The sequence below is a fragment of the Micromonospora sp. HB375 genome, assembly GCF_017872985.1.
Classification (GTDB): domain Bacteria; phylum Actinomycetota; class Actinomycetes; order Mycobacteriales; family Micromonosporaceae; genus Micromonospora; species Micromonospora chalcea.
Window position 1 is genome coordinate 3,041,257 of record NZ_JAGGJO010000001.1, and the last position, 25,748, is coordinate 3,067,004.

At 73.5% G+C, this 25,748-nt stretch carries 24 protein-coding genes; 16 read left to right on the top strand and 8 right to left on the bottom strand.

The window, feature by feature from the left end; genetic code table 11:
• Positions 1-29: 29 nt before the first annotated feature.
• Positions 30-344: a TraR/DksA family transcriptional regulator gene (locus tag J3R08_RS13895; RefSeq protein WP_030501973.1), complete on the bottom strand. Its 315-nt coding sequence runs from the start codon at positions 342-344 to the stop codon at positions 30-32.
• Positions 345-346: 2 nt separating this feature from the next.
• A complete protein-coding gene (locus J3R08_RS13900) occupies positions 347-1,186 on the bottom strand; it encodes a rod shape-determining protein (RefSeq protein WP_064446272.1) in 840 nt (279 codons plus the stop codon).
• Positions 1,187-1,548: 362 nt separating this feature from the next.
• On the opposite strand from J3R08_RS13900, the gene J3R08_RS13905 reads away from it, so the two are divergent.
• Positions 1,549-1,779, top strand: coding sequence for a hypothetical protein (locus tag J3R08_RS13905; RefSeq protein WP_043324761.1), 231 nt, complete (start codon positions 1,549-1,551; stop codon positions 1,777-1,779).
• Positions 1,780-1,805: 26 nt separating this feature from the next.
• Here J3R08_RS13905 and J3R08_RS13910 read toward each other — a convergent pair whose 3' ends face one another.
• Together J3R08_RS13910 and J3R08_RS13915 are read right to left on the bottom strand one after the other, a co-directional pair.
• Entirely contained in the window at positions 1,806-3,026 is a 1,221-nt protein-coding gene (locus J3R08_RS13910; protein ID WP_064446529.1) for a CdaR family transcriptional regulator, read from the bottom strand.
• Positions 3,027-3,150: 124 nt separating this feature from the next.
• Positions 3,151-4,170 (bottom strand): SpoIIE family protein phosphatase, encoded by a 1,020-nt coding sequence (locus tag J3R08_RS13915; protein WP_064446528.1) that lies wholly within the window; start codon positions 4,168-4,170, stop codon positions 3,151-3,153.
• 178 nt (positions 4,171-4,348) lie between these two features.
• Between J3R08_RS13915 and J3R08_RS13920 the strand changes: the two genes are divergently transcribed.
• From J3R08_RS13920 to J3R08_RS13950, 7 genes are read left to right on the top strand one after another with little or no spacing between them, the layout of a single operon-like run.
• Positions 4,349-7,183: a Na+/H+ antiporter subunit A gene (locus tag J3R08_RS13920; protein ID WP_043324759.1), complete on the top strand. Its 2,835-nt coding sequence runs from the start codon at positions 4,349-4,351 to the stop codon at positions 7,181-7,183.
• Entirely contained in the window at positions 7,180-7,647 is a 468-nt protein-coding gene (locus tag J3R08_RS13925) for a Na(+)/H(+) antiporter subunit C (RefSeq protein WP_043324758.1), read from the top strand. The genes J3R08_RS13920 and J3R08_RS13925 overlap by 4 nt, the downstream gene beginning before the upstream one ends.
• Positions 7,644-9,215, top strand: a complete 1,572-nt coding sequence (locus tag J3R08_RS13930; RefSeq protein WP_064446269.1) for a Na+/H+ antiporter subunit D — start codon at positions 7,644-7,646, stop codon at positions 9,213-9,215. The genes J3R08_RS13925 and J3R08_RS13930 overlap by 4 nt, the downstream gene beginning before the upstream one ends.
• On the top strand, positions 9,212-9,814 hold the full coding sequence (locus J3R08_RS13935) for a Na+/H+ antiporter subunit E (protein WP_064446268.1): 603 nt from the start codon (positions 9,212-9,214) through the stop codon (positions 9,812-9,814). Before J3R08_RS13930 ends, J3R08_RS13935 begins: the two co-directional genes overlap by 4 nt.
• Entirely contained in the window at positions 9,811-10,074 is a 264-nt protein-coding gene (locus tag J3R08_RS13940; RefSeq protein ID WP_043324755.1) for a monovalent cation/H+ antiporter complex subunit F, read from the top strand. Before J3R08_RS13935 ends, J3R08_RS13940 begins: the two co-directional genes overlap by 4 nt.
• Positions 10,071-10,469 (top strand): monovalent cation/H(+) antiporter subunit G, encoded by a 399-nt coding sequence (gene mnhG / locus J3R08_RS13945; RefSeq protein WP_043324754.1) that lies wholly within the window; start codon positions 10,071-10,073, stop codon positions 10,467-10,469. The genes J3R08_RS13940 and mnhG overlap by 4 nt, the downstream gene beginning before the upstream one ends.
• 31 nt (positions 10,470-10,500) lie before the next feature.
• Positions 10,501-12,093 carry an amidohydrolase gene (locus tag J3R08_RS13950; RefSeq protein WP_209961514.1) on the top strand — a complete coding sequence of 531 codons (1,593 nt, stop codon included), beginning with the start codon at positions 10,501-10,503 and terminating at the stop codon, positions 12,091-12,093.
• A gap of 43 nt (positions 12,094-12,136) precedes the next feature.
• Here J3R08_RS13950 and J3R08_RS13955 read toward each other — a convergent pair whose 3' ends face one another.
• Together J3R08_RS13955 and J3R08_RS13960 are read right to left on the bottom strand one after the other, a co-directional pair.
• Positions 12,137-13,888 (bottom strand): exo-alpha-sialidase, encoded by a 1,752-nt coding sequence (locus J3R08_RS13955; protein WP_209961516.1) that lies wholly within the window; start codon positions 13,886-13,888, stop codon positions 12,137-12,139.
• Between the two features lie 187 nt (positions 13,889-14,075).
• A complete protein-coding gene (locus J3R08_RS13960) occupies positions 14,076-14,807 on the bottom strand; it encodes a FadR/GntR family transcriptional regulator (protein WP_043324750.1) in 732 nt (243 codons plus the stop codon).
• A 137-nt stretch (positions 14,808-14,944) separates the two neighbouring features.
• Here J3R08_RS13960 and J3R08_RS13965 point away from each other — a divergent pair, with 137 nt between their 5' ends.
• From J3R08_RS13965 to J3R08_RS14000, 8 genes are all read left to right on the top strand, one after another.
• A complete protein-coding gene (locus J3R08_RS13965) occupies positions 14,945-16,567 on the top strand; it encodes an ABC transporter substrate-binding protein (protein ID WP_209961518.1) in 1,623 nt (540 codons plus the stop codon).
• A gap of 101 nt (positions 16,568-16,668) precedes the next feature.
• Positions 16,669-17,625: an ABC transporter permease gene (locus tag J3R08_RS13970; RefSeq protein ID WP_043324747.1), complete on the top strand. Its 957-nt coding sequence runs from the start codon at positions 16,669-16,671 to the stop codon at positions 17,623-17,625.
• Positions 17,625-19,583: a dipeptide/oligopeptide/nickel ABC transporter permease/ATP-binding protein gene (locus J3R08_RS13975; RefSeq protein WP_043324746.1), complete on the top strand. Its 1,959-nt coding sequence runs from the start codon at positions 17,625-17,627 to the stop codon at positions 19,581-19,583. Before J3R08_RS13970 ends, J3R08_RS13975 begins: the two co-directional genes overlap by 1 nt.
• A complete protein-coding gene (locus tag J3R08_RS13980; RefSeq protein ID WP_043324745.1) occupies positions 19,580-20,647 on the top strand; it encodes an ABC transporter ATP-binding protein in 1,068 nt (355 codons plus the stop codon). The genes J3R08_RS13975 and J3R08_RS13980 overlap by 4 nt, the downstream gene beginning before the upstream one ends.
• Positions 20,644-21,582 carry a dihydrodipicolinate synthase family protein gene (locus J3R08_RS13985; RefSeq protein ID WP_069090135.1) on the top strand — a complete coding sequence of 313 codons (939 nt, stop codon included), beginning with the start codon at positions 20,644-20,646 and terminating at the stop codon, positions 21,580-21,582. Before J3R08_RS13980 ends, J3R08_RS13985 begins: the two co-directional genes overlap by 4 nt.
• Before the next feature lie 2 nt (positions 21,583-21,584).
• Complete coding sequence (locus J3R08_RS13990; RefSeq protein ID WP_209961520.1) at positions 21,585-22,514, top strand: ROK family protein; 930 nt, start codon at positions 21,585-21,587, stop codon at positions 22,512-22,514.
• Positions 22,511-23,200, top strand: coding sequence for an N-acetylmannosamine-6-phosphate 2-epimerase (locus J3R08_RS13995; protein WP_209961522.1), 690 nt, complete (start codon positions 22,511-22,513; stop codon positions 23,198-23,200). The genes J3R08_RS13990 and J3R08_RS13995 overlap by 4 nt, the downstream gene beginning before the upstream one ends.
• Positions 23,191-24,162 (top strand): acetylxylan esterase, encoded by a 972-nt coding sequence (locus J3R08_RS14000; RefSeq protein ID WP_209961524.1) that lies wholly within the window; start codon positions 23,191-23,193, stop codon positions 24,160-24,162. Before J3R08_RS13995 ends, J3R08_RS14000 begins: the two co-directional genes overlap by 10 nt.
• Here J3R08_RS14000 and J3R08_RS14005 read toward each other — a convergent pair.
• Complete coding sequence (locus J3R08_RS14005; RefSeq protein ID WP_209961526.1) at positions 24,159-25,202, bottom strand: polyprenyl synthetase family protein; 1,044 nt, start codon at positions 25,200-25,202, stop codon at positions 24,159-24,161. The genes J3R08_RS14000 and J3R08_RS14005 overlap by 4 nt on opposite strands.
• Positions 25,203-25,209: 7 nt before the next feature.
• Positions 25,210-25,620, bottom strand: a complete 411-nt coding sequence (locus J3R08_RS14010; protein WP_069090139.1) for a hypothetical protein — start codon at positions 25,618-25,620, stop codon at positions 25,210-25,212.
• Positions 25,621-25,748 lie beyond the last annotated feature (128 nt).

Consider the following 25,748-nt stretch of genomic DNA (forward strand, 5'->3'; position numbering starts at 1 on the left):
GCGCGCGCGCCGACAGCCCCGTGCGGTGCTCAGCGCCGTTGCTGGCACGGCACGCAGAAGCGGGCCGCGGGGCGGATCTCCAGGCGGGCGGTCGGGATGTCCTGGCCACAGCGCTCGCAGACGCCGTACGTGCCGTCGGACATGCGCTTGAGCGCCTGGGCGGTGTCCGCGACGCCCTGGCGCGCGGCCTCGATCAGCCGGCGCAGGGTGTCCGGGTCGTGACCGCCGTGGTCGGGCTGCCGCGTGTGCAGCGTCAGCTCGGTGAGCTGGTCGGTGTACTCGTTGAACTGCCGGTCCAGCAGTTCCCGCAGGGTGTCGGTGCGGTCGTTCAGGGCGTGCGTCATGATCAGGCGCTCCTTTCCGGGCGGCGCTGGGTGTCGTGCGGGTGGCGCAGGGCCGAGACAGCGGCCATGCCGGCGCCGGTCAGGGCGGCGGTCCGGGGTGAGGCGGCGCGGTGGACGGCGGCGCCGAGCCTCGCGACCAGGCGCGCGGTCACGTCCGGCCGGGTCGCGCCGTCGCCGATGACGATCGCGCCGCGGGCCAGGGCGGTGCGGACCAGGGGCCGCAGCGCCGGGTCCTGCCGCAGCTCACGGACCAGCCGGGCGGCGGCGTCGGCGAGCATGCCGGCGGTCGTCGCGTGGTTCAGGTCGCGGGTGCCGACCTCGGCGCGGCGGGCGGCGACGACCCGGCCGTCCTCCAGCAGCGCCACCTCGGTGAGCTGCGCGCCGATGTCGGCGAGCAGCAGGGTGCCGGCGGCGGCGCCGGCGCCGATGGCGCCCGCCCGGACGCTGTCGAGGAACAGCAGCCGGGACGGCGCGAGGACGGCGGCGAGCACGCGGCGCGTCGCCTCCTGCTCGGCCGGCGCGGCCAGCACCGGCCGGCAGGCGACCACGAGCGCGCCGACCGGTACCGCCGCGCGGTGGTCACGCAGGATGCGTCGCAGCTCGGTGACGCAGGCCGGACCGTCCACGATCCGTCCGCGCCGCACGACCGGGCTGCGCAGGCCGTGACCGAGCGGGACGCTCAGCGTCCGGCCCGGACCCAGCCAGATCCGCAGCAGGCTGCTGCCGAGGTCCACGGCGATCGGCGCCGCGTCGGCGCCCACCGGCGGGCGGGTGGTGTGGGAGCGGCCGATCAGCAGACCGGTACGCGCCGGAGAACGGACGACGGTGACGGGATGCGGCATACCGACCTCTTTCGGATCAGGTGCCCAACCGGGCGGTGGACGGTGCGGGGGAGGGGCGTGGCCGGGGGCCGGGGCCGGATTCGCTCGACGGCACCGGCGGCCGGGGCTCAGGCGCGCCGCGGGTCGCCGCTCGCGGACCGGGACGCGACGAAACCGGCGAACACCGGTGGTGAAGCCATCGACGTGCGGGTCATGGTCACCACCTCCTCGCTACTCGGGTACCGCCTCGGACCTCCAGCGTCGCCCGGAAAACCGCGCCCGGCATTGCGCACGACCGGCCAACAAAGGGCCGAATGATTGCCGGTCACTGGACAACCGGTCCGGGCACCCCCCGGAGCTATGGTTGACCCGAGGAGGTTGACGTGATCATCGAACGCACGATCCTCCCCGGCATCGGGGTCCGGCACACGCTGACCACCGACGAGGGCCGCCGCATCGGAGTGATCGACTACCAGACCGGCGGCCGGCGCGACATCGTCCACGACGACCCGGACGACCCGGACCGGATGGTGGCTCTCAGCCTCACCCGCGACGAGGCGTCGGCCCTGGCGAACCTGCTCGGCTTCCCGGAACTGGTGGCCGTTCCCGCCTGAGCGTCACGCCGGCAGCGGCCTGAGCGTCACGCCGGCAGCGGCTTGCGCGGCCAGTCCAGCGCCCGCGCGCCGAGGACGGCGGCGTGCAACGTGAACCGGTCCCGCGCGTCGGCGGGGTCGTACCCGCTCAGTGCCCGGACGCGGGCCAGCCGGTAGGTGACGGTGCGGACGGAGACGTGCAGCCGCCGGGCCGCCTCGGTGCTCACCTCGCCGCAGGCGAAGTACTCGTTCAGCGTGTCCAGCAGCGGCTCGGCGCCGCCGCGCGCCTGGGCCAGCGGCGTCAGCACCGCCCGGACGAGGTCCACCATGGCCGGCTGGTCGCGCAGCAGCACGCGGTAGATGAGCAGGTCGTGCGCGTCGATCACGGACGTCTCGGAGTGCAGCCGCCGCGCCGTGGTCAGCGCCTCCCGCGCCTCCTCGTAGGAGCGGGCGATGCCGTACACGCCGGGGTGCGGGCGGCCCACCGCCACCTGCCACGGCCGGCCCCGCACCAGGCGGTCCAGCTCGCCGTGCATCAGCGTGCCCAGGTTGCCGGCCGGCCCGCGGCCCCGGTCGGTGGCCACCGGGTCGGCCGGGGCGATCACCACGAGCAGCCCCTCCTTCGTGGCCACCAGCACGTCCCGGTCGCCCAGCCGGTCGAACACGGCCCGTTCCAGCGCGCTGATCGCGGCCTCCGTGTCCGGCAGCCGGCGACCGGGCGCGGCGAGCGCCACCTGGTGTACGCGGGCGAGGTCGAGCCCGAACGGCTCGGCCCGTTCCACCAGCCCGCCGAGGTCGGAGTCGCCGCGCAGCAGGTCGTCGACGAGTTCCCGGCGCAGCGACTCCTCCCGCCGGACCAGTTCCCGCCGGGCCACGGCGTAGCCCTCGGCGAGCGTGGCGACGGCGGTGTCGACCACCTGCAGCACGGCGTCGGCGGCGGCGCGCACCGCCTCGCTGTCGTCGGAGCGGTCCAGGTGCGGAAACTGCCGCCACACCCGCCGCGCCGCGGACAGGTAGAGGCGTACCGCGCGTCCGGCGGACACCCCCTGCTCGGCTGCGCGCCGGCCGAGGGCGCCCACCGCGTCGAGTTCGGCGCGGCGCGGACGGCGGCCGGTCACCGCCGCGTCGGTCAGCAGCCGCAGGTAGTCGCCGAGCAGTTCCACAGGTACGCCACCGGCGTCGGCGCTCGCCGCGCGGGCCACCTCGGCCAGCCACTGCTCGTCCTCGCCGCCCGCGGCCGGCGCCGGCCGGCGGACGTTGTCGGTCATCGCGGTCTCCCCGTGCCGGGCCGGCACCCGATGCCGACCCACTGCGCCCAGCGTAGGCCGGGGGTCCGGCGCCGTCGGGCGCGACCGGCCCGCGCGGTCCGTCCGGGAGCGGGCGCGCCCGGCGTCATGCCCGCGACGGCGGGCCCGGGTCGACCACGAGCGCCGGACCGGTCCGCCGCCCACCCCGGGGGCCGCGGGTCAGGCGCCGCGCCGCCCCCGCCGGGTCGTCGTCGGCCGCCACCTGATCGAGTACGCGCACCCAGCGCTCGCCGTGCGCGTCGGCGAACGCGGCGGCGACCACGGCGACCCGCCGGCCGGTGACCGGCGACGGCGTCGCGCCCCCGCCCGGTGACGCGGACCCGGCCCGGGCAGCAGAGCCAGTCCGGGCAGCAGAGCCGGCCCGGGCAGGGGACCCGGCCGGTCGAGTGGACCCGAGCGCCGGACCGGCCGGCACTCCGGCGAGGGCGGCCCGGTCTGCGGCGACGGTGATCAGGTCGGGCGAGCCGCAGCGCGCCGCCTCCACCGCGCCGGACCGGTCCACACGCACGATCGTGGCGCGCAGGTGACCCGCCGGGGCGAGGTCGCGTACCGCCTGGTCGAGCACCCCGGCGAGGCGCTGCGGCGACGCTGCCGGCCGGGCGTGCCGGCGGAACGTCTGCTCGATCGCCCGCCGCCCGGCGGGCGTGTCCAGCGCGGCGCCGGTGACGGTGCCGACCAGGGCGAGAAGCCCGCCGCCGCGCAGCGGGACGGCGGCGCCGATCTCGCCGGGCGAGCCGCAGACCGCCAGCGCGGCGCTTCCCGGGCCGGCCGGCACGGTGAAGACCGCGACGTCCGTGGGCCCGGCGGCGCGCGTCACCGACGCGGTCCGGGTCCGTCGGCGGGCCCACGCCAGCAGGGGCACCGCGGTCAGGCTGAGCGTGGAGGCGAGCAGCGCCTGCGGGTCGCTGCGGTGGCCGGGGATCACCGGTACGAGGACCGACGCCACCACCAGCACGCCCGCCCACGCCGACACCAGTGCCGCCACCCGGGGCCGGGCCGAGACGCCGAGCAGGCCGGGCAGCAGCACCCAGCCGATCGGGGTGCCGACCTCGGCGACGCCCATCAGCACCGCGTTCCCGGTGGTGCCCGCCAGGGCGGCTCGCATCGGCAGCACGCCCACCACCCTATCCGGGCCCCCGCCGTACCGGCCGAGACCCAACCTCACTCCTTACCCTGTGCGGGACCCGGACGACACGACACGAGCGCGTGATTCTCTCGACATACCGTCGTGCCGCCTGGCCAGTTAGGGTTGACGTACCGAGCGTCGATCTTGAGGAGTGTGTGTGCTGGTTCTGGTGGCGGTCCATGCGCTCGCAGCCGTGATCGCCCCCGTGCTGGTACGCCTACTCGGTCGACGCGCTCTCTACGTCCTCGCCGCCGTTCCCGCCGCGGCGGGAGTCTGGGCCCTGACCCGCACCGAGGAGGTCCGCGCGGGCCGGCCGGTCGTCGAGACGGTCACCTGGGTGCCGCAGCTCGGCCTCGACCTGGCGCTGCGGATGGGCACGCTGTCCTGGCTGCTGGTGCTGCTCGTCGGCGGCGTCGGCGCCCTCGTGCTCGTCTACAGCGCGCGCTACTTCCACTCCGACGACCCGAGCCTCGGCCGGTTCGCCGCGGTGTTCGTCGCGTTCGCCGGCGCGATGCTCGGCCTGGTGGTCTCCGACGACCTGCTGCTGCTGTACGTGTTCTGGGAACTGACCACGGTCTTCTCGTACCTGCTGATCGGCAGCGACCCCACCAAGCGGGCCAGCCGGCGCGCCGCGATGCAGGCGCTGCTCGTGACCACGCTGGGCGGCCTGGCGATGCTCGCCGGGTTCGTCATGCTCGGCCAGCACGCCGGCTCGTACCGGTGGTCCGAGATCGCCGGGAACCTGCCGGAGGGCGGATACCTCACCGCCGCGCTGGTGCTCGTCCTGCTCGGCGTGACGAGCAAGTCGGCGATCTTCCCGTTCAGCTTCTGGCTGCCGCGCGCGATGGCCGCGCCCACGCCGGTCAGCGCCTACCTGCACGCCGCCGCCATGGTCAAGGCGGGCGTGTTCCTGGCCGCGCTGATGGGCCCGGCGGTCGGCCAGGCCACCGTGTGGCGCGCCATCCTGCTCGGCGGCGGCCTGATCACGCTGTTCCTCGGCGGCTGGACGGCGCTGCGGCAGGTCGACCTCAAGCTGCTGCTGGCGTACGGCACGGTCAGCCAGCTCGGCCTGCTCATGGTGATCCTCGGCGCGGGCACCCGCGACACCGCGCTGGCCGGCGCCGCGATGCTGCTGGCGCACGCCCTGTTCAAAGCCACCCTCTTCCTCGTCGTCGGCGTCGTCGACCACGTCACCGGCACCCGGGACCTGCGCGAGCTGAGTGGGCTGGGCCGCCGTGCGCCGGTGCTCGCGGCGGTCGCCGGGCTCGCCGCCGCCTCCATGGCCGGGCTGCCGCCGCTGTTCGGATTCGTGGCCAAAGAGGCAGCGCTGGAGGCGTTCCTGCACGGCGGGCCGGTCGAGCTGCTGGTACTCGCCGGGGTGGTGGCCGGTTCGGCGCTCACCGTCGCGTACACGTTGCGTTTCCTCTGGGGCGCGTTCGCCGCCAAGCCCGACGTGCCCGACACCCCTGTCGAACGGATCGAGCCGGCCTTCCTCGGCCCGGCGGCGGTGCTCGCCCTCGCCGGCCTCGTGGTCGGGATCGCCGCTCCGGCGGTGGACCGGGTGCTCGCCCCGTACGCCGACCAGTTCCCCACCGCCGACCCCGGCTACCACCTCGCGCTGTGGCACGGCCTGACGCCGGCGCTCGGCCTGTCGGCGCTGGCCGTCACCGGCGGCGTCGGGCTGTTCCTGCTGCTGCAGCGCCGCCGCCCGCGCCTGCTGCGGCTGCCCTTCGACGGCGCCACCGGCTACGAGCGGCTGGCGAGCGCGGTCGACCGCGCGGCGGTGGAGCTCACCGGCGCCACCCAGCGCGGATCCCTGCCGTTCTACCTCGGCGTCATCCTGCTGGTGCTGGTGATCCTGCCGGGCGGGGCGGTGCTGGCCGGCCTGCCCTGGGCGCAGCGGTTCCAGCTCTGGGACACCCCGCTGCAGGCCGTCGCGGGAGCGGTGGTCGTGGTCGCCGCGCTGGTCGCCGCACGCGCCCGCCGCCGGCTGACCGCCATGATCCTGGTCGGGGTGACCGGCTACGGCACGGCGCTGCTGTTCATCCTGCACGGCGCGCCGGACCTGGCGCTCACCCAGTTCCTGGTGGAGACCGTCACGATCGTGATGTTCGTGCTGGTGCTGCGCCGCCTGCCGCGCCGGTTCTCGGCCCGCCCGATCCGTGCCACCCGGCAGTTCCGCGTGGCGCTCGGCGTGGCCGTCGGCGTGGTCACCGCCGGCATGGCGTACGTGGCGGCGGGCAGCCGGGTCGCCACGCCGATCTCGGTCGGCTTCCCGGACGAGGCGGTCTCCTACGGCGGCGGCAAGAACGTCGTCAACGTGACGCTCGTCGACATCCGGGCCTGGGACACGATGGGCGAGATCGCGGTGCTGGTGGTGGCCGCCACCGGTGTGGCCAGCCTGATCTTCCGCGGCACCCGCGCCCTGGACCTGCGCAGCGGCATCCCCGGCGTCGGCCGGCAGCAGTCGTCGCGCCCACGCTGGCTCACCAGCGGCGCGACGTCCCGGCAGCAGTCGGTGATCCTCCAAGTCGTCACCCGGCTGCTCTTCCACGCCATCCTGCTGTTCTCCATCTACCTGCTCTTCTCCGGCCACAACGCGCCGGGTGGCGGGTTCGCCGCCGGGCTGGTCGCCGGTCTCGGGCTCGCGGTGCGGTATCTGGCGGGCGGGCGTACCGAACTCAACGGCGCCGCACCGGTGGACGCCGGCTTCGTGCTCGGCGCGGGACTGTTCGTCGCGGTCGGCACCGGCGTCGCCGCGATGCTGCTGGGCGGCGAGTTCCTGCAGAGCGCGACGCTCGACTTCCACCTGCCGCTGCTGGGCCACGTCCACTTCGTCACCTCCGTCTTCTTCGACGTGGGCGTCTACCTCATCGTGGTCGGCCTGGTGCTGGACATCCTGCGCAGCCTGGGCGCCGAGATGGACCGCCAGGAGGAGGACGACGAGCAGGAGACCGAGCCGGCCGGCGTACGGGAAGAGGAGCTGGTATGAGCCCGAACATTCCCAACCTGGTCTACATCCTGGTGATCGGCGTCCTGTTCGCCACCGGGGTCACACTGCTGCTGGAACGCAGCCTCACCCGCGTCCTGATGGGGGTCATCCTGCTCGGCAACGGCGCGAACCTGCTGCTGCTCACCGGCGGCCGGGCCGGCGGCCCGCCGATCGTCGGCACCTCCGCCCAGGAGGACATGGCCGACCCGCTGCCGCAGGCCATGGTGCTGACCGCGATCGTGATCACGCTCGGCATGACCGCGTTCCTGCTCGCCCTGGCCTACCGCAGCTGGCACCTCAACGGCCACGACGAGGTGCAGGACGACGTCGAGGACCGCCGCATCATGGAACTGGCCGACCGGGACGAGGGCCCCGGCACCGCCGACGCCGACACCGCGGACGGCGGCCCCGCGGACGGCAGCCCCGAGGCTCGGGTCCTGGCCGAGGCGGAGGGCGGCCGATGACCTGGCTCGTCCCGCTGCCGGTGGTGATGCCGCTGCTCGGCGCGGCCCTCACGCTGCTGCTCGCCCGGCGGGCCCGCGCCCAGCGCTGGGTCAGCATCGTCGTGCTCGCCGCCACCGTCGCCGTGGCGGCACTGCTCCTGGTCCAGTCGTCGCTGGACGGCCCGCTCGTGGTCGAGGTGGGCGGGTGGGTCGCGCCGATGGGCATCGTGCTCGTCGCCGACCAGCTCGCCGCGTTGATGCTCGTGGTGTCCGCCTCGGTCACCCTGTGCGTGCTCGTCTACTCCATCGGGCAGGGCATGGCCGACGGCAACGAGGAGACGCCGCTGTCGGTCTACCACCCGACCTATCTCGTGCTGACCGCCGGCGTGTGCAACGCCTTCCTCTCCGGCGACCTGTTCAACCTCTACGTCGGCTTCGAGATCCTGCTGGTCGCCAGCTACGTGCTGCTGACGCTCGGCAGCACCGAGACGCGGATCCGGGCCGGCACCACGTACGTCGTGGTCAGCCTGCTCTCGTCGCTGATCTTCCTGGTGGCGATCGGCCTGGTCTACTCCGCCACCGGCACGCTGAACCTGGCCCAGCTCGCCGACCGCCTGGACGCGTTGCCCGACGACATGCGCCTGGTCCTGCAGGGCATGCTGCTGCTCGCGTTCGGGATCAAGGCGGCGGTGTTCCCGCTGTCGGCGTGGTTGCCGGACAGCTACCCGACCGCGCCCGCGCCGGTGACCGCCGTCTTCGCCGGCCTGCTCACCAAGGTCGGCGTGTACGCGATCATCCGCACCGAGACGCTGCTGTTCCCCGGCGGCCGCACCGCCGACCTGCTCATGGTGATAGCGGCACTGACCATGGTGGTCGGCATCCTCGGCGCGGTGGCCCAGTCGGACATCAAACGACTGCTGTCGTTCACGCTGGTCAGCCACATCGGCTACATGCTGTTCGGGGTCGGCCTGACCACCCCGCTCGGCCTGTCCGCGGCGATCTTCTACGTGGTGCACCACATCACCATCCAGACCACGCTGTTCCTCGCCGCCGGCCTGGTCGAACGACGCGGCGGCAGCACCGCGCTGGACCGGCTCGGCGGGCTGGCCCGGCTGTCACCGCTGCTGGCGCTGCTGTTCTTCGTACCGGCGCTCAACCTGGCCGGCATCCCACCGTTCTCCGGGTTCCTCGGCAAGCTCGGCCTCGTGCAGGCCGGGGTGGACGACGGCGGGTTCCTGGCCTGGGCGCTCGTCGCGGGCGGGCTGCTGACCAGCCTGCTCACCCTCTACGCCATCGCCCGGGTGTGGAACCTGGCGTTCTGGCGGGCACCGCACCCGGACATGCCGGAACCCGGTGACGCCGACCGGGCGGCCCGCACCGGCGGCGCCGAGCAGCCGCACGAGGGCGCCTCGCCGGCCGGGGCCGTGCTGCCCCGGCTGATGACGGTGCCGACCGCCGCCCTGGTGGTGCTCGGTCTGGCGCTGACAGTGGTGGCCGGGCCGCTGTTCGAGATCAGCACCGACGCCGCCGACGACCTGCTGCGCCGTGCCCCGTACGTGGAGGCCGTGTTCCCGGAGGGACCGCCGTGACCAGTCAGCCGAAAGCGCCGCTGACCCCCCGCGACCGCTGGCGCAACCGCGCGATCGCCGTGACCGGCCTGGTCACCGTCTGGGTGCTGCTGTGGGGCACCTTCAGCTGGGCGAACGTGATAAGCGGACTGGTGGTCGCCGCCGTGTTGCTCGTGGTCTTCCCGCTGCCCCCGGTGACCTTCGCCGGCCGGATCCGGCCGGTGCCGCTGCTGAGATTCCTGGCCCGCTTCCTGCGCGACCTGGTGGTCGCGTCGGTCCAGATCGCCTGGCTGGCCGTCCGGTCCAGACACCCGCACTCGGCGATCATCGCGGTGCCGCTGCGGGTGAACACCGACCTCAACCTCACCCTCAACGCCGAAGCCCTGTCGCTGGTGCCGGGCAGCCTGATCCTGGAGGCCGACCGGCGTACCGGCACCCTCTACGTGCACGTCATCGGCATCCGCAGCCTCGACGAGGTGGAGCGCTTCCGGCAGAGCGTGCTGGAACTGGAGGGGCGCATCGTCGCCGCCGTCGGCTCGGCCGAGGAACTGGACCTGATCCGTCGATCCGCACCCACCGGCCCGTCCGGGTCGGTCGAGCTGGAAGGAGCACCGACGTGACCGTCGTCGCTGTGATCGTCACCGCGCTGCTCGTCGCGGCCGGTGGGCTCACCCTCGTCCGCATCATCCGTGGGCCGTCGATCCTCGACCGGGCCGTCGCCACCGACGTGCTGCTCGCCGTCGCGGTCGCGGCCATCGCCACCGAGGCCGCGTACAGCCGGGACGCCACCGCGCTGCCGGTACTCGTGGTCCTCGCCCTGGTCGGGTTCGTCGGCTCGGTGAGCGTCGCCCGCTTCGCGGCTCGGAGAAACCCGAAATGACGCTCGACACGATCCTGGACACCGTCGCCGGCGTCTGCCTGATCGCGGGCGCCCTGCTCTGCCTGGCCGCCGGCATCGCGCTGATCCGCTTCCCGGACGTGCTGTCGCGGATGCACGCGGCGGCCAAGCCGCAGGTGCTCGGGCTGCTGCTGGTGCTGCTCGGCTGCGCGTTGCGGCTGCGTACCGGGGTGGACATCACCACGCTGGTCCTGGTGGGCCTGTTCCAGCTCGCCACCGCCCCGGTCGCCGCGCACATGGTCGGGCGGACCGCGTACCCGCACGACGACATCCGGCGGGACCTGCTGATCACCGACGAGTTGGCCGGCGACATCGACCGGATCCGGGCGGACCGGGCCGGCGAGCCGCAGGACACGTCGCCGGCCCGCACGTCCTGAGACTCCGCCCCAGCGTCGAGGCAGGGAGCCCATGAGCGGCACGGTCTACGAGAACGCCCGCATCCACACGCTCGACCCGGCCCGCCCGCGCGCCGAGGCGATGCTGGTCCGCGGCGAGCGGATCGTCGCCGTCGGCGACCTCGCCGAGTGCCGGGACCGGGCCGGCGGCGGCGCGCGCCGGATCGACCTCGGCGGGATGGCCGTGCTGCCCGGGCTGATCGACAGTCACATCCACGCCGCGTCCTACGTACGCGGGCTGGACCAGGTGGACCTGCGCGGCACGTCGAGCCTCGACGAGGCGCTGGCCCGGATCGCGCGGCACGCCGCCACGCTGCCGCCGTACGCCTGGCTGTTCGGTGGCGGGTGGGACAGCAACAGGTGGACCCGGCCGGTGCAGCCGACCCGTACCGACCTGGACCGGGTCTGCCCGGACCGCCCGGCCGCGCTGCCCAGCGTCGACGGCCACACCATCTGGGTGAACAGCGCCGCGCTGGCCCGCCTCGGCATCGACGCCGCCACCCCCGACCCGCCCGGCGGGCAGATCGCACGCGACGAGCACGGTGAGCCGACCGGCATCCTGCGCGAGGCGGCGGCCGACGCGGCGTACGCGGTGGTGCGCTCCCCGCACGCCGGTGACCTGGTCGCGCAGTTGCGCGCCCACCTGCCCCGGCTGCTCGCCGCCGGCCTGACCGGCATCCACGACCTGGACGGGCAGGACGCCCGCGCCGCCTACGAGACGCTGTACGCCCGGGGCGAGCTGCCGCTGCGGGTGCACAAGACGATCCCGGCCACGGCGCTGGACGAGGCGATCGACAGCGGCTGTGCCACCGGCGACGGGGACCGGTGGCTGAGCACCGGCCCGGTGAAGATCTTCACCGACGGCGCGCTCGGCTCGCACACCTGCCTGATGAGCGAGCCGTACGACGGCGAGCCCGGCAACCACGGCATCGCCGTCACCCCGGCCGAGGAGTTCGAGCGGCTGCTGGCCACCGCCGCCGGGGCCGGCATCGCGGTTGCGGCGCACGCCATCGGCGACGCGGCGAACCGGATGGTGCTGCGGGCGTACGCGCGCTGGCGCGATTCGGCCGGGCCCGGCCCGGCGGCGCGGCTGCGGCACCGGATCGAGCACACGCAGCACCTGCTGCCCGAGGACGTGCCGTTGCTCGCCCGCTCCGGGGTGATCGCCTCGATGCAGCCCACCCACTGCACCAGCGACATTCCGCTGACCAGCCGGATGGTCGCCGGCCGGGATCTCGCCTCGTACGCCTGGCGCAGCCTGCTCGACGCCGGGGCCGTCGTGGCGTTCGGGTCGGACGCCCCGGTGGAGGACCCCGACCCGTTCTTCGGCGTGCACGCCGCGGTGACCCGGCAGCAGCCCGACGGGACCCCGCCCGGCGGCGTCGACCCGCACGAGCGGCTCGACCTGGACACGGCGCTGCGCTGCTTCACCGGGGCCGGCGCGTACGCCTCCTACGAGGAGCACCTGAAGGGGCGGCTGCGCCCCGGCATGCTCGCCGACTTCATCGCGCTGCCCACCGACCCGTACCGGGTGGAGCCGGCGCGACTGCGGGACCTGACAGTGGCGCTGACCGTGGTCGGCGGCGTGGTGCGCTGGCAGCGCTGACCGTGTCCCGCCCGGACGCCGCTGTCCGGGCGGGACACGGCTCTCAGGCGCCCTTCACCCAGCCGAGGCTGAACCGGGCGAAGTAGATGCCGCCGGTGTCGCCCACCTCGTACAGGTTGCCGACCGTGCCGTCGGCCAGCACCGCCATCGTCGAGTAGCCGGCGCCGCCGGGCTTGACCAGTGCCCGCGCCGGCCAGCTCGCGCCGTCGTCGGTGGACAGCCGTACGGTGAGGTCGTTGCGCGCGCTCGGGTGCGCGTTGTTGCTGAACAAGGCCGTGCGGGTACGCACCGGCGCCCGGTTCGCGCCGACCTCGGACGGCCGCAGGTAGGACATCTCGTCGGCGTTGCACAGCGGGTCGGTCAGCAGCGTGCTGGCCGTGGCCGCGCCGAACGTCGCGGCGCCGTCGGTGGAGGTGGCGTAGAAGCGGCTGCGGGTCGAGTTGTGCCGCATGTTCTGCACGATCGCGCCGGTGCCGCGCTCGATCGCCTTGCTCTCGTTGATGTTCCCGCCGGCGGATCCGCCACGGCGCCAGGTCGCGCCGTGGTCGTCGCTGTAGATGTTCGCGGCGTGGCTGGTGCCGGCCGAGTCCCGGTAGGCGATCGGCTGGATCAGGCGTCCGGTGCTGGTCTGGATGCCGTGGCCGGAGGAGAAGAACACCTGCCGCCAGGTGGGGTCCTTGACCGCCGGGTTCAGCTCGACGGGCGCGCTCCAGGTGGCGCCGTTGTCCCGGCTGGTGATGTAGCGCAGGTGCATGCTGTTCGGGTCGTCGGCGGTGTTCAGGCCGGAGCCGCCGGACCAGAAGCTGATGCCGGGCCTGGGGGAGTAGGTGAAGAAGCAGTAGACGACGCCGGTGGCGCGGTCCACGAGCAGGCTGGGGTCGCCGACGCCTTCGCTGGTGGTGGGCGGGGCGTGGATGACCCGGGGCTGCTCGAAGGTGCGGCCGCCGTCGGTGCTGCGGATCATCACGATCTGGATGTTGTTGGTGCCGCCGCCGAGGTCGTACGAGCCGTTCACCCGGGCGTCGGCGACGGCGATGACGGTGCCGTTGTTGGTGACGGCCAGGCCGGGGATGCGGACCGAGGCGACGGTGCCGTCGTACCGGCCGCCCGTGCCGTTGAGGTCGCGGATCACGGTCTGCGTGGTGAGCAGCGTGGTGCTGGTCATCTGCGGGTTGCCGGTGGCCAGGTCGCAGGAGGTGGTGCCGCGCAGCGTGGTGTCGAAGCCGGGGGCGGTGACCCGCAGCGTGTACGGGGCGCCGGCGCCGACGGTCCAGTAGTGCAGGTAGTTGCCGCCGGCGGCGATGGTGCGGGTCCACGGCGAGCCGGTGCGTCCGGGCCACGTGACGGTGAAGTCCCGGGCGGTCGTGGTGCGGTTCTCCAGCGCGAGCTGGAGGCGGCCGTTGGTGCAGTCGAAGCTGGTGAGCGCGGACATGCCGGTGCCGCAGTGGAAGAGGCCGGAGGTGGTCTCGTCCAGGCCGGTCGGGGTCGTCGTGCGCAGCGTGTACGGCGTGCCGGGGGACAGCGTCCAGTACAGCTCGGCGCCGCTGCCGGCCGCGACGGTGCGGGTCCAGGGCGAGCCGGACCGGCCGGGCCAGGTGACTGTGTACGTCTGTGCCGTGGTGCTGCGGTTGTCCAGAAGCAGGAGCAGCCGGCCGGTGGTGCAGTCGGCGCCGACGGTGGCGCTCACGCCGGCGGGGGCGGCCTGGGCCGGGGTGGCGGGGAGCACCGTCAGCAGGCCGAGGAGGACGGCCAGGACGGCGGTCACCCGGCGTGGTATCGCACGGACAGGGGGCACGGGGGATTCCTTCCGGACGGGGGTGGGGATCGGAGCGATAGCATCAGACGTCGGACGTCCGATGTTGGGTACGTATGCTAAGCCGATCGATGGGACCCGTCAAGGAATCGGACGATGTGGACCGTGCACAAAGGGCGCGCGCAGGCCGGCCGGTCCGCGGCCGGCCTGCCGGTGTCCGGTTGCCGGGTCAGGCCTGGGCGGCGCGGGCGATGCTCGCCCGGATGGGCGCGTAGTGCTCGGCGATGGCCGAGCGCAGCGCCGCCGCGTCCCCGGCGGTGAGGGCGGCCACGATGGCCTGGTGCCGCTGGGCGGTGATGACCCGGTCCTCCGGCTCGGTGCGCAGGGTCGGCGCGACGATGGCCTGCACCTGCCAGAACGCCTCGGTCAGCTGGACCAGCAGGTCGTTGCCGAGTGGCTCCATCAGCTTCAGGTGGAAGGCCCGGTCGACGTCGAGGAAGTCCTCGCCCTGTGCCGCCCGGCTGCGCATTTCGTCGGCGAGCGCGGACAGCTCCGACCGGTGCTCCTCGTCCAGGGCGTCGATGACGGTGGCCGCCAGCCCCTGCTCCAGCGTCTGCCGGATGTCGACGACCTGGGCCAGTACGTGGTGGTCGTCCTCGCCGCTGAGCAGGCCCCGGAACGTCAGGCTCTCCACCAGGGCGTTGAGGGACATCCGGCCGACGAACGTGCCGTGGCCGTGGCGCACCTCGACGATGTCGAGCGCGGAGAGGATCTTGACGGCCTCGCGGACGCTGGAGCGGCTGGCGCCGACCGCCTCGCACAGCTCCGTCTCGGTGGGCAGGAGGTTGCCCGGCTTGAGGCGGTTGTGCAGGATGTACTCCTTGATCCTGGTGGCGACCTCCTGCCGGCGAGGGCTCGGCCGCTCGGCGCCGCGTAGCGGACTGGCGTCAATGGTCGTCATCTGCCCCTTGCCCTTCGTTCCCGAATCTGACACCCTCACCCTACCGGCATCAGACGTCAGACGTCATACACCTTACACTTCACATCCCCGGCGCTAGCGGCGACGCGAGCGCATGAAGAGCCTATGGAGGCATCTACGTGAGCACCACCGGTAAGTCGCGGAGCTGGCGCGTGCCGCGCCGCCGCGTCCGCCCCCTGGCCGTCGCCTCCCTCGGAGCGACCCTCGCCCTCGGGCTGGTGGCCTGCAGCGGCGGTCCCGCCTCGACCAACGCGGTCAGCGGCGGGAAGGCGGGCACGTCGATCGAGGCCACCCTGGCGTTCACGCTCTCCAGCGGTTTCGACCCGGGCAACGCCTCCTCCGCCGTGGCGACCGCCGTCAACCAGCACGTCTTCGAGGGTCTCGTGGACCTCGACCCGATCACGCGGGAACCCTACAACGCGCTGGCCAAGAGCGACCCGACGCCCGGCGCCGACGGCCTCACGTACACCGTGACGCTGCGCGACGGCGCGAAGTTCTCCGACGGCACCCCCGTCACCGCCGAGGACGTCGCCTGGTCGTTCACCCGCGTGCTGAAGCCGGCGGACCCGAAGGCGCCGCCGCTGATGCAGGGCTTCGTCTCGTTCCTCGACAGCGTCACCGCCAAGGACGCGGCCACCGTCGAGTTCAAGCTGAAGTACCCGTTCGCCCTGTTCAGCGAGCGGATCTCGGTCATCAAGGTCGTGCCCAAGGCCAAGACCGGTGACGCGGCAGCGGCCAAGGCGTTCGACACCGCGCCGATCGGCTCCGGCCCGTTCAAGGTGGACAGCGCGTCCAAGGAATCCGGCATCAAGCTGAGCAAGAACGAGACCTACAACGGCCCGCGCCCGGCCAAGGTCGAGACGATGACGTGGAACACCACCACCGAGGCGTCGGCCCGGGTGTCGGACCTGCAGGGCGGCCGCGTGCAGGCCATCGAGGCCGTGCCGTACCTGAACGTCGACTCGCTCAAGGACAAGTACACGATCGACGTGAAGCAGGCCTTCAACCAGGTCTTCCTCATGTTCAACAACGCCGCCGCGCCGTTCAGCGACAAGCGCGTCCGCCAGGCCCTGCACTACGCCATCGACAAGGACGCGGTCATCAAGACCGCGCTCAACGGCTACGGCAGCCCGGCGACCAGCTACCTCGACGAGGGCAACAAGGCGTACCAGAAGGCCGCCACCGTCTACGACTACAACCCGGACAAGGCCAAGGCCCTGCTCCAGGAGGCCGGCGTCACCAACCTGTCGTTCCAGCTCGACACCACCGACAACTCGGTGGTCAAGGACGTCGCCCCCCTGGTCATCGAGCAGTGGAAGAAGATCGGCGTCAACGCCACGCTCAACACCGTGCCGTCCTCGGCCATCTACGGCGACATCGTCCCCAAGGACACGTTCCGGGTGCTCATGGCCACCGGTGACCCGAGCGTCTTCGGCGTCGACACCGACCTGCTGATGCGCTGGTACTACTTCGGCGAGACCTGGCCGGGCCAGCGTTACCGCTGGAGCGACGCCAACCGCAACGCCATGGGCGACCTGCTGGACAAGGCCGCGCAGACCTCCGACGAGGCGGCCCGCAAGGCGCTGTGGAAGCAGGCCCTGGACATGGTGGCGGACGACGCCCCGCTCTACCCGATCCTGCACACCAAGGTCGTCACCGCGTACGACCCGGCCAAGCTCGACGGCTTCTCGGGCGCCTCGACCACCGGCCTGTACTTCCTGGGCACCGGCCGGACCGGCTGAGCCCACTCGGGGCTCCGCCCCCGCCTCCGTCCCGTCCGGCCGCACGTGACCCGTGCGGCCGGACGGGACGCCCCGGCGCCCCGCCACGAGAAAGAGAATCCATGCTGACCGTCCTGAACCTGGTCGCACGACGATTCCTGACGCTGATCCCCCTGGTGCTGGGCATCACGCTCTTCGTCTTCGTGATCATGCAGTTCTCCCCGATCGACCCGGCGCTGTCCGTCCTCGGCGACCAGGCCACGCCGGCGCAGGTCGAGGCGTTCCGCGCCGCGAACGGCCTCAACGACCCGCTGCCGCTGCGCTACCTGCACTTCCTCGGCGACCTCGTCCGCGGCGACCTCGGCATGACGTTCCCGCCGTCGGTCCCGGTCGCCGACAAGATCGCCATGGCGCTGCCGCTGACCATCCAGCTCACCGCGCTCGGCGTCGTCGGCGCGCTGGTCATCGCGCTGGCCCTCGGCATCCCGGCCGCCCTGTACCGGGACCGCTGGCCCGACCAGGTCATCCGGATCGTCTCCATGGCCGGCATCGCCACGCCTTCGTTCTGGCTGGCCCTGCTGTTCATCCAGGAGTTCTCGGTCCGCCGCCCGATCTTCCCGACCGGTGGATACGTGAACCCCGCCGACTCGGTCGGCCTCTGGCTGCAGTCCCTCGCGCTGCCCGCGCTGGCGCTGGCCGTACCGGTCGGCTGCTCGCTGGCCCGCATCGTCCGCACGTCGATGGTCGAGGAACTCGACAAGGACTACGTCCGCACCGCCGTCGGCGCCGGACTGCCACCGCGCGTGGTGATCGGCCGCAACGTGCTGCGCAACGCGTTGGTCAACCCGCTCACCGCGCTCGGCCTGCGGATCGGCTACCTCATCGGCGGCACCGTCGTCATCGAGGCCATCTTCTCGCTGCCCGGCATGGGCACCCAGATCATGAGCGCCGTCCAGCAGAACGACACCGCGCTCGCCCAGGGCACCGTGCTCACCATCGCGCTGTGCTTCGTCCTGGTGAACCTGGTCGTCGACATCCTCTACCTCTTCGCCAACCCCCGACTGCGCGGAGGCCACTGATGCGCCGGTCCCTCACCACGCGGCTGTCCCGCCCCGGCATGGCCTTCGCCCGGCTCGGTCTCGCGGCCCGGTTCGCGCTCGGCTTCGTCGCGCTCATCGTCGTGGTCGGCGTGCTCGCCCCGCTGCTGCTGCGCCACGACCCCACCCAGACCGGCCTCGGACCGGCGCTGACCGGCCCGAACGGCGACTTCTGGTTCGGCCTGGACAAACTCGGCCGCGACGTCTTCTCCCGGCTGGTCGCCGGCACCCGGCGCTCCCTGATCGTCGGTTTCGGCGCGGCCGGCATCGCGCTGGTGCTCGGCGCGATCCTCGGCGCGCTCGCCGGCAGCAGCCGCACCGTCGTCGACGAGATCATCATGCGCTGCCTCGACGTGGTCATGGCCTTCCCCACGATCGTGCTCTCCGCGCTGCTGATCATCTCGTTCGGCAAGAACAGCCTGCTGGTCCTCGTCATCGCGATCGGGTTCGTGTTCACCCCGTCGGTCGCGCGCATCGTCCGCGCCAACGTGCTGTCCCAGTACGGCGAGGACTACGTGGCCGCCGAGCGCATCATCGGCGCCCGCCGCCCGCACATCCTCTGGCGGCACGTCCTGCGCAACTGCGCCGCCCCGATCCTCGTCTTCGTCACCGTCATGGTGGCCGACGCGATCGTCTTCGAGGCGTCCCTGTCCTTCATCGGCGGCGGCCTCGCCCCGCAGGAGGCGGCCTCCTCGTGGGGCTCGGTCATCGCCTTCGGCAAGGAGATGGTGCAGATCGGCGGCTGGTGGGCCACGTTCTTCCCCGGCCTGCTGATCCTGCTCACCGTGCTGGCGCTCAACGTGCTCTCCGAGGGCATGTCCGACGCCTGGGCCGCCCCGGCCGCGCGCCGCGCCACGTCCACCACCAGCGGTGACGCGCTGGAACAGGCGCAGCCCGGCACCGGCGAGGTGGTCGAGCTGCCCGGCCTGGCCGAGGCGGCGCAGCGGCTGCGTGAGCGCGCCCGCCCGCTGCCGCAGGGCAAGCCGGTCCTTCAGGTCAGCGACCTGTCCATCGGCTTCGAGGGCCGCCACCGCGGCGTCGACATCGTCGACGGGCTCACCTTCGACGTACGCCCCGGCGAGGTCGTCGGCCTGGTGGGGGAGTCCGGCTCCGGCAAGTCGCTGAGCGTCCTCGCCGTCATGGGTCTGCTGCCGCAGGGCGCCCGGGTACGCGGCGAGATCCGCTTCCAGGACACGGACCTGCTGAAACTCAACGCCAAGGGCCGCCGCGCCCTGATGGGCCGCGAGATCGCCATGGTCTACCAGGACGCGCTGTCGGCGCTGAACCCGGCGCTGCGCGTCGGCGCCCAGCTCGCCCAGATGATCCGCCGCGGCGGCACCCGCTCGGCCGAGGAACTGATGCGGCTGGTCGGGCTGGACCCGCGGCGCACGCTCGCCGCGTACCCGCACGAGCTGTCCGGCGGGCAGCGGCAGCGCGTGGTGATCGCCATGGCGCTGTCCCGCGACCCGAAGCTGATCATCGCGGACGAGCCGACCACAGCGCTCGACGTCACCGTGCAGGCCCAGGTGATGGCGCTGCTGCTGGAGCTGCGCGAGCGGCTCGGCTTCGCCCTCATCCTGGTCAGCCACGACCTCGCCCTGGTCAGCGACGTCTGCGACCGGGTCGTGGTGATGTACGGCGGGCAGATCGTGGAGACCGGCGTGACCGCCGACGTGATGGAGGCGCCCGCCCACCACTACGCCCGCGGGCTGCTCGGTTCCGTCCTGTCCCTGGAGACCGGCGCGGAACGGCTCACCCAGATCCGCGGCGTGGTGCCCTCACCGGCCGACTTCCCGAAGGGTTGCCGGTTCTCCGACCGCTGCCCGATGGCGACCGAGATCTGCCGGGACACCGCGCCCACCATGGCGGGCACGGACGGCCACGGGTACGCCTGCCACCACCCCGCCGTCACCGTCAGCGAGAAGGAGCCGGCCCGATGAGCGCCACCGCCGAGCACCGGCCGATCGCCGAGCTGAGCGACGTGCACGTGGTGCACGCCGCGCGCGGCGGCGGCATGTTCAGCCGGGAGAAGGTCTACGCGCTCACCGGCGCCGACCTGGTCATCCGGGCCGGCGAGACGGTCGGCATCGTCGGCGAGTCCGGCTGCGGCAAGTCCACCCTCGCCAAGGTGCTCGTCGGCCTGCAACGGCCGACCGCCGGCACGGTGTCCTTCGCCGGCAAGGACGTGTGGTCGATGACCGCCACCGAGCGGCGCGAGCACATCGGCGCCGGCGTCGGCATGATCTTCCAGGACCCGGCCACCTCACTGAACCGCCGGATGCCGGTACGCGACATCCTGCGCGACCCGCTCGACGTGCACCGCCGGGGCACCCGGCAGCAGCGCGAGCAGCGGGTGACCGAGCTGATGGCCCTGGTCGGCCTGCCCCGCTCGGTCGCCGACGTGCTGCCCAGCCAGCTCTCCGGCGGCCAGCGCCAGCGGGTGTCCATCGCCCGCGCGCTGGCCCTGGAACCGGGGCTGGTCATCGCCGACGAGCCGACCAGCGCGCTCGACGTGTCGGTCCGCGCGCAGATCCTCAACCTGCTGCTGGACCTCAAGGACCGGCTCGGCCTGGCCATGGTGCTGGTGTCGCACGACATCCAGACCGTCAAGCGGGTCAGCGACCGGGTCGTCACCATGTACCTGGGCCGCATCGTCGAGCAGACCCCCGCCGACCTGCTGCCCGAGGGCGGCCGGCACCCGTACACCCGGGCCTTGTTCTCGGCCACGCCGGGCCTGCTCTCACCGATCGAGCCCATTCCGCTGGTCGGCCCGGTCCCGTCGGCGACCCGGCCGCCGAGCGGCTGCCCGTTCCGGACCCGCTGCTGGGCCGCCACCGACGGCTGCGCCGTGGACATGCCCGCGCCGCGCCCCGCCGAGGGCGCGGGCCACGAGTTCCGCTGCCACCACCCGGTGCCCGCCGGCACCGCCAACACCGAACTGGTCGCGCTCGCCACCTCGGCGACCGGCCGCACCACAACTGAGTCTGTCGAGGAGAACCTGTGACCACCCCAGCCCCGCGGTTCGCCGGAGTCGTGCCGCCGGCCGTCACCCCCCTGACCGAAGAGGGCGAGGTCGACGTCCACTCCCTGGAACGGCTGGTCGAATGGCTGCTCGACGCCGGCGTCGACGGCATCTTCGCCCTCGGCAGCTCCGGCGAGACGGTCTTCCTCACCGACCGGCAGCGGGACCTCGCGCTGGAGACCATCGTCAAGACCGCCGGCGGCGCCGTGCCGGTCCTCGCCGGCTGCATCGAACCCACCACCCGCCGGGTCGTGGAGCGGGCCGAGGCGTCCACCCGGCTGGGCGCGGACGGCCTCGTCGTGACCGCCCCGTTCTACGCCATCGTCGGCCCGCACGAGATCGAGCGGCACTTCCGCGCCGTCGCCGCGGCGGTCGAGCTTCCGCTGCTGGCGTACGACATCCCGGTCTGCGTGCACAGCAAGCTCTCCGTCGACCTGCTGACCCGCCTCGCCGCCGAGGGCGTGCTGGCCGGCGTCAAGGACTCCAGCGGCGACGACGTCGCGTTCCGCCAGCTGGCGCTCGCCATCGCCGAGCACGCGCCGGAGCGCGACTTCAGCCTGCTCACCGGCCACGAGGTCGTGGTCGACGCGATGATGCTCGCCGGTGGCTCCGGCTCGGTGCCCGGACTGGGCAACGTGGACCCGGCCGGGTACGTGCGGCTGCACCGCGCCTGCGTGGCCGGCGACTGGGCCGCGGCCCGCCGGGAGCAGGACCGCCTGACCCGGTTGTTCCGCATCGTCGACGCGGCCGACCCGGCCACCTCGGCGGGCGCCACCCGGGGCGTCGGCGCGTTCAAGACCGCGCTGTCCCTGCTCGGCGTCATCGCCGGCAACGCGGTGTCGCTGCCGCTGCGGCCGCTGGACGACGCCGAGACGGGCCGCGTGCGTACCCAGCTGGAACTGGCCGGGCTGCTCTGACCATGCCCGAGGTGAGCACGACCGGTCTGGTCGCCGCGCTCGACATCGGCGGCACCAAGACCACAGCCGCGCTGGTCACCGCCGCCGGCGAGGTCGTCGGCCGGCGTACCGCGCCGACACCCGGTCGCTCCGGCGCCGCAGCGGTGCTCGACACCGCCGCCGGCCTGGTCGAGAAGCTGCGGGCGGACGCGCCGGACGTCGTACGGGCGCTCGGCGTGGGCAGCGCCGGTGTCATCGACAGCGGCTCCGGCCTGGTGCTGTCCGCCACCGATGTGCTGACCGGATGGGCCGGCACGGACCTGCGCGGCGACCTGGGCCGGCGCCTCGGCGTGCCGGTCACCGTGGTCAACGACGTGCACGCCCACGCGCTGGGCGAGGCGCGTCACGGCGTCGCGGCCGGGTACGACACGGTGCTCTACGTCGCCGTGGGCACCGGTGTCGGGGCGTCGTTCGTCCTCGGCGACACAGTGCTCGCCGGTGCGCACAGCGCGGCCGGGCACGCCGGGCACCAGCCGTCGGCGTACGCCGGAACGCTTGCCTGCACCTGCGGCGGGCGCGGGCACCTGGAGGCGATCGCCGCCGGGCCCGCGCTCACCGCCGAGTACGTCCGGCGTACCGGCCGTCCGGTGGCCGACCTGCGGGCCGTCGCCGCGCTCGCGGCGGACGGCGACGAGACGGCCCGGGACGTCGTCCGGCTCGGCGGCACGGCCGTCGGGTCCGCCGTCGGCGGCCTGGTCAACGTGCTCGACCCCGCCGCCGTGGTGGTCGGCGGCGGCGTCATCGGCCTCGGCGAGCCGTGGTGGCGGGCGCTGCGTGACGCGGTGCCCGCCGAGACGCTGCCCGGCCTGGCCGGCGTGCCGGTCCTCGCCTCCACCCTCGGCCCCGACGCGCCGCTGCTCGGCGCCGCCTCGCTCGCCTGGAAGGTCTCATGAACGCGCTCGTCGACCAGCTCCGTGACCGCCTGGTGGTCTCCTGCCAGGCGTACCCGGGTGAGCCGATGCGCGACCCGGACACCATGCGCCGGGTCGCGCTCGCCACCGCCCGCGGCGGCGCCGCCGGCATCCGCGCCCAGGGCCTGGCGGACATCGCGGCCATCCGCGCGGCGGTGGACCTGCCGCTGATCGGGCTCTGGAAGGACGGCGACGACGACGTCTTCATCACCCCGACGCTCGATCACGCGCTGGCCGTCGCCGACGCCGGGGCGCACGTCGTCGCGCTCGACGGCACGTCCCGGCCCCGGCCCGACGGCCGTACGCTCGCCGAGACGATCGCGGCCGTGCACGAGCGCACCGGCGCGCTGGTGATGGCCGACTGCTCCACGTTCGACGAGGGCATCGCCGCCGCCGCTGCCGGCGCCGACCTGGTCGGCACGACGCTCTCCGGGTACACCGCGTACACCACAAAGGGCGACGGGCCGGACCTGGACCTGGTCGCCCGGCTCGCCGCCGCGGTCGACGTCCCGGTGGTCGCCGAGGGACGCATCCACACCCCGGAGCAGGCCGCGCAGGCGCTGCGGGCGGGCGCGTGGACGGTGGTGGTCGGCACCGCCATCACCCACCCGACCACCATTACCGGCTGGTTCGCGTCCGCCGTACGGGAGGCCGCGTCGTGCCGCTGACCGACCTCGACCTGGCCGGCTGCCTCGCGTACCGGCCGGAGCTGGACGTGCCGGCGGACCTGGACGGATTCTGGGCGCGCACGCTCGACGGCGGCGGCGACCCGGCGGCGGCGGTCTACGAGCCGGTCGACACCGGGCTGACCCAGATCCGGACGTACGCGGCCACGATCCCCGGTTTCGCCGGTGAGCCGGTACGCGGATGGCTGCACCTGCCCGCCGGTGCCGACGGGCCGCTGCCCTGCGTGGTCGAGTACCTCGGCTACGGCCGGGGCCGCGGCCTGCCGCACGAGAAGCTGTTCTGGGCGGCGGCCGGCTTCGCGCACCTGATCATGGACAGCCGCGGCCAGGGGTGGAGCGCCGCCACCGGCGGCACGCCCGACCCGCACCCCTACCCGGCCGGCACCGTGCCCGGCTTCCTCACCCGGGGTGTCGCCGACCCGGCCGAGCACTACTACCGGCGGCTCATCACCGACGCGGTCCGCTTCGCCGAGGCCGCCCGGCGGCACCCGGCCGTCGACCCGGCGCGGGTGACGGTGACCGGCTTCAGCCAGGGCGGCGGCCTCGCCCTGGCCGTCGGCGCGTTGTGCCCGGACGTCGCCGCCGTCATGCCGGACGTGCCGTTCCTGTGCGACATCCGCCGGGGCGTGCGCGTCGCCGGCCCGGACAGCCCGTACGCCGAGGTCGTCGAGTACCTCGCGCTGCACCGCGACCGCGCCGACCAGGTGTTCCGCACGCTGTCCTACCTGGACGCCGCAGTGCTCGCGCCGCGCGCCACCGCGCCGGCGCTGTTCTCCATCGCCCTGCGTGACCAGGTCTGTCCGCCGTCGACCTGCTTCGCCGCCTACCACCGCTACGGCGGCGACAAGGACGTGCGGGTGTACGAGTTCAACGACCACGAGGGCGGCGAGGCGGCACACCAGCGCGAACAGCTCACCTGGCTGCGCGGGATCCTGGGCGGCTAACGGGCCCGTTCCACCACGTAGTCGGTCAGCTCCAGCAGGAAACGGCCGTCCTCGGTGTCGGCGGCGGCGCCCAGCGCCCGCTCACCCTCACGCCGGGCCGCCAGCGCGAGATCCCGGGCGCTGCGCCGCGCCGACTCCACACAGTCGTACGCGAGTAGCCGCCCGTGCAGCCAGCGCACCTCGGCGTCGGTGCGCTGCGCGCGGGTACGGCTCAGCAATCGCACGAGCCGTTCACGTTCCTCCGGTGTGCACCGCCGCATGAAGTCGATCAGGATCAGCGTGCGCTTGCCCTCCCACAGGTCACCGGCGATCTCCTTGCCGTAGCGGGCGTAGTCGCCGGTGAGGTTGAGCGCGTCGTCCTGGATCTGGAACGCCGCGCCCAGATACCAGCCGTACCGATCCAGCACGTCGACGGCGTTCTCCCGGCCGGTCGCCACGAGGACGCCGGTGCGGCACGGGTAGATGCACGTGTACCAGGACGTCTTCTTCAGGCACATCCGGTAGTAGTCGTCCGCGTCCAGGTCGCACACGTTGTCGCGGATCCAGCCGATCTCGATCGCCTGCCCCTCCAGCGAGTGGCGCATCATCAGCTCGGTCTCGGTGAACAGCCGCCACGCGATCCCGGAGCCGAGCGCCGCCCGGTTCGCGGCCAGCCGCCGCAACGCCAGCAGGTTCGTCATGTTGCCGACGTTCAGCGCCACGCCCACGCCGTACTCGGCGTGCAGCGTCCGCCCGCCGCGCCGCTGCTCGCTTTCGTCCTGGATGTCGTCGTGGATGAGGAAGGCGTTGTGGAACAGCTCCACTGTCACCGCGGCGTTGAGGCCCACCGCGTCGCCGCCGCCGAACGCCCGGCACGTGGCCAGGCACAGCGCGGCGCGTAGCCCCTTGCCCCACCGGCGCGGGTACTCCGCGACCAGGTCGTAGAGGTAGCGCGGGCCGCCGTCGGGCACGTCGTCGAGCAGCGCGCCGAGGGCGAGCCCGCGATAGCGCTCCAGCATCCGTTCCACGTGCCCGCCGGCCACCCCGGTGGTCGGCGCCATCGCGCGGCTACCGGTCCGTGGGCCGCTTCGGGGCCGGCGACGCCAGCCGGTCCGCGAGGCCATTTGCCACCTCGGGCGCCAGCCGCGCCAGATTGAGTACGGTGTCCAGCGCGTCGTGCGCGTCCGACGTGTACCGCCGGATCACCTCGCCGCGCTGGTCGTCGGCCATCTTCAGCTGCCCGACCACGGTGTCGATCAGGGCGTGCCCGTCGGTGCGGACCCGCGCGACGAGTTCGTCGAACGCCTCCGGGTCGACCCGGCGGCTTTCGGTCAGCTTCTCCTCGAGCCGCCGTGCGCCGGCCAGCCCCGCCGCGAGTTCCTCCTCCAGGACCGTGGCCGCGTGGGTCACGGTCTCCGAGGTCTCCTCGGCCACCTTCTCGAAGCGCTCGTTCGTGCGCTCACGCTTGCCGTCTGTCATGGGCGAAGTGTCACCGGACCAGGCACGACGCACCAGGCGAGTGTCGCCATGGTGACTGAGCGTGGCCAGCCCGGGCAGCTTTCGCGACTGGGTACGGGTACTCAGCGCAGTACCGTCCCGTCGCTCAT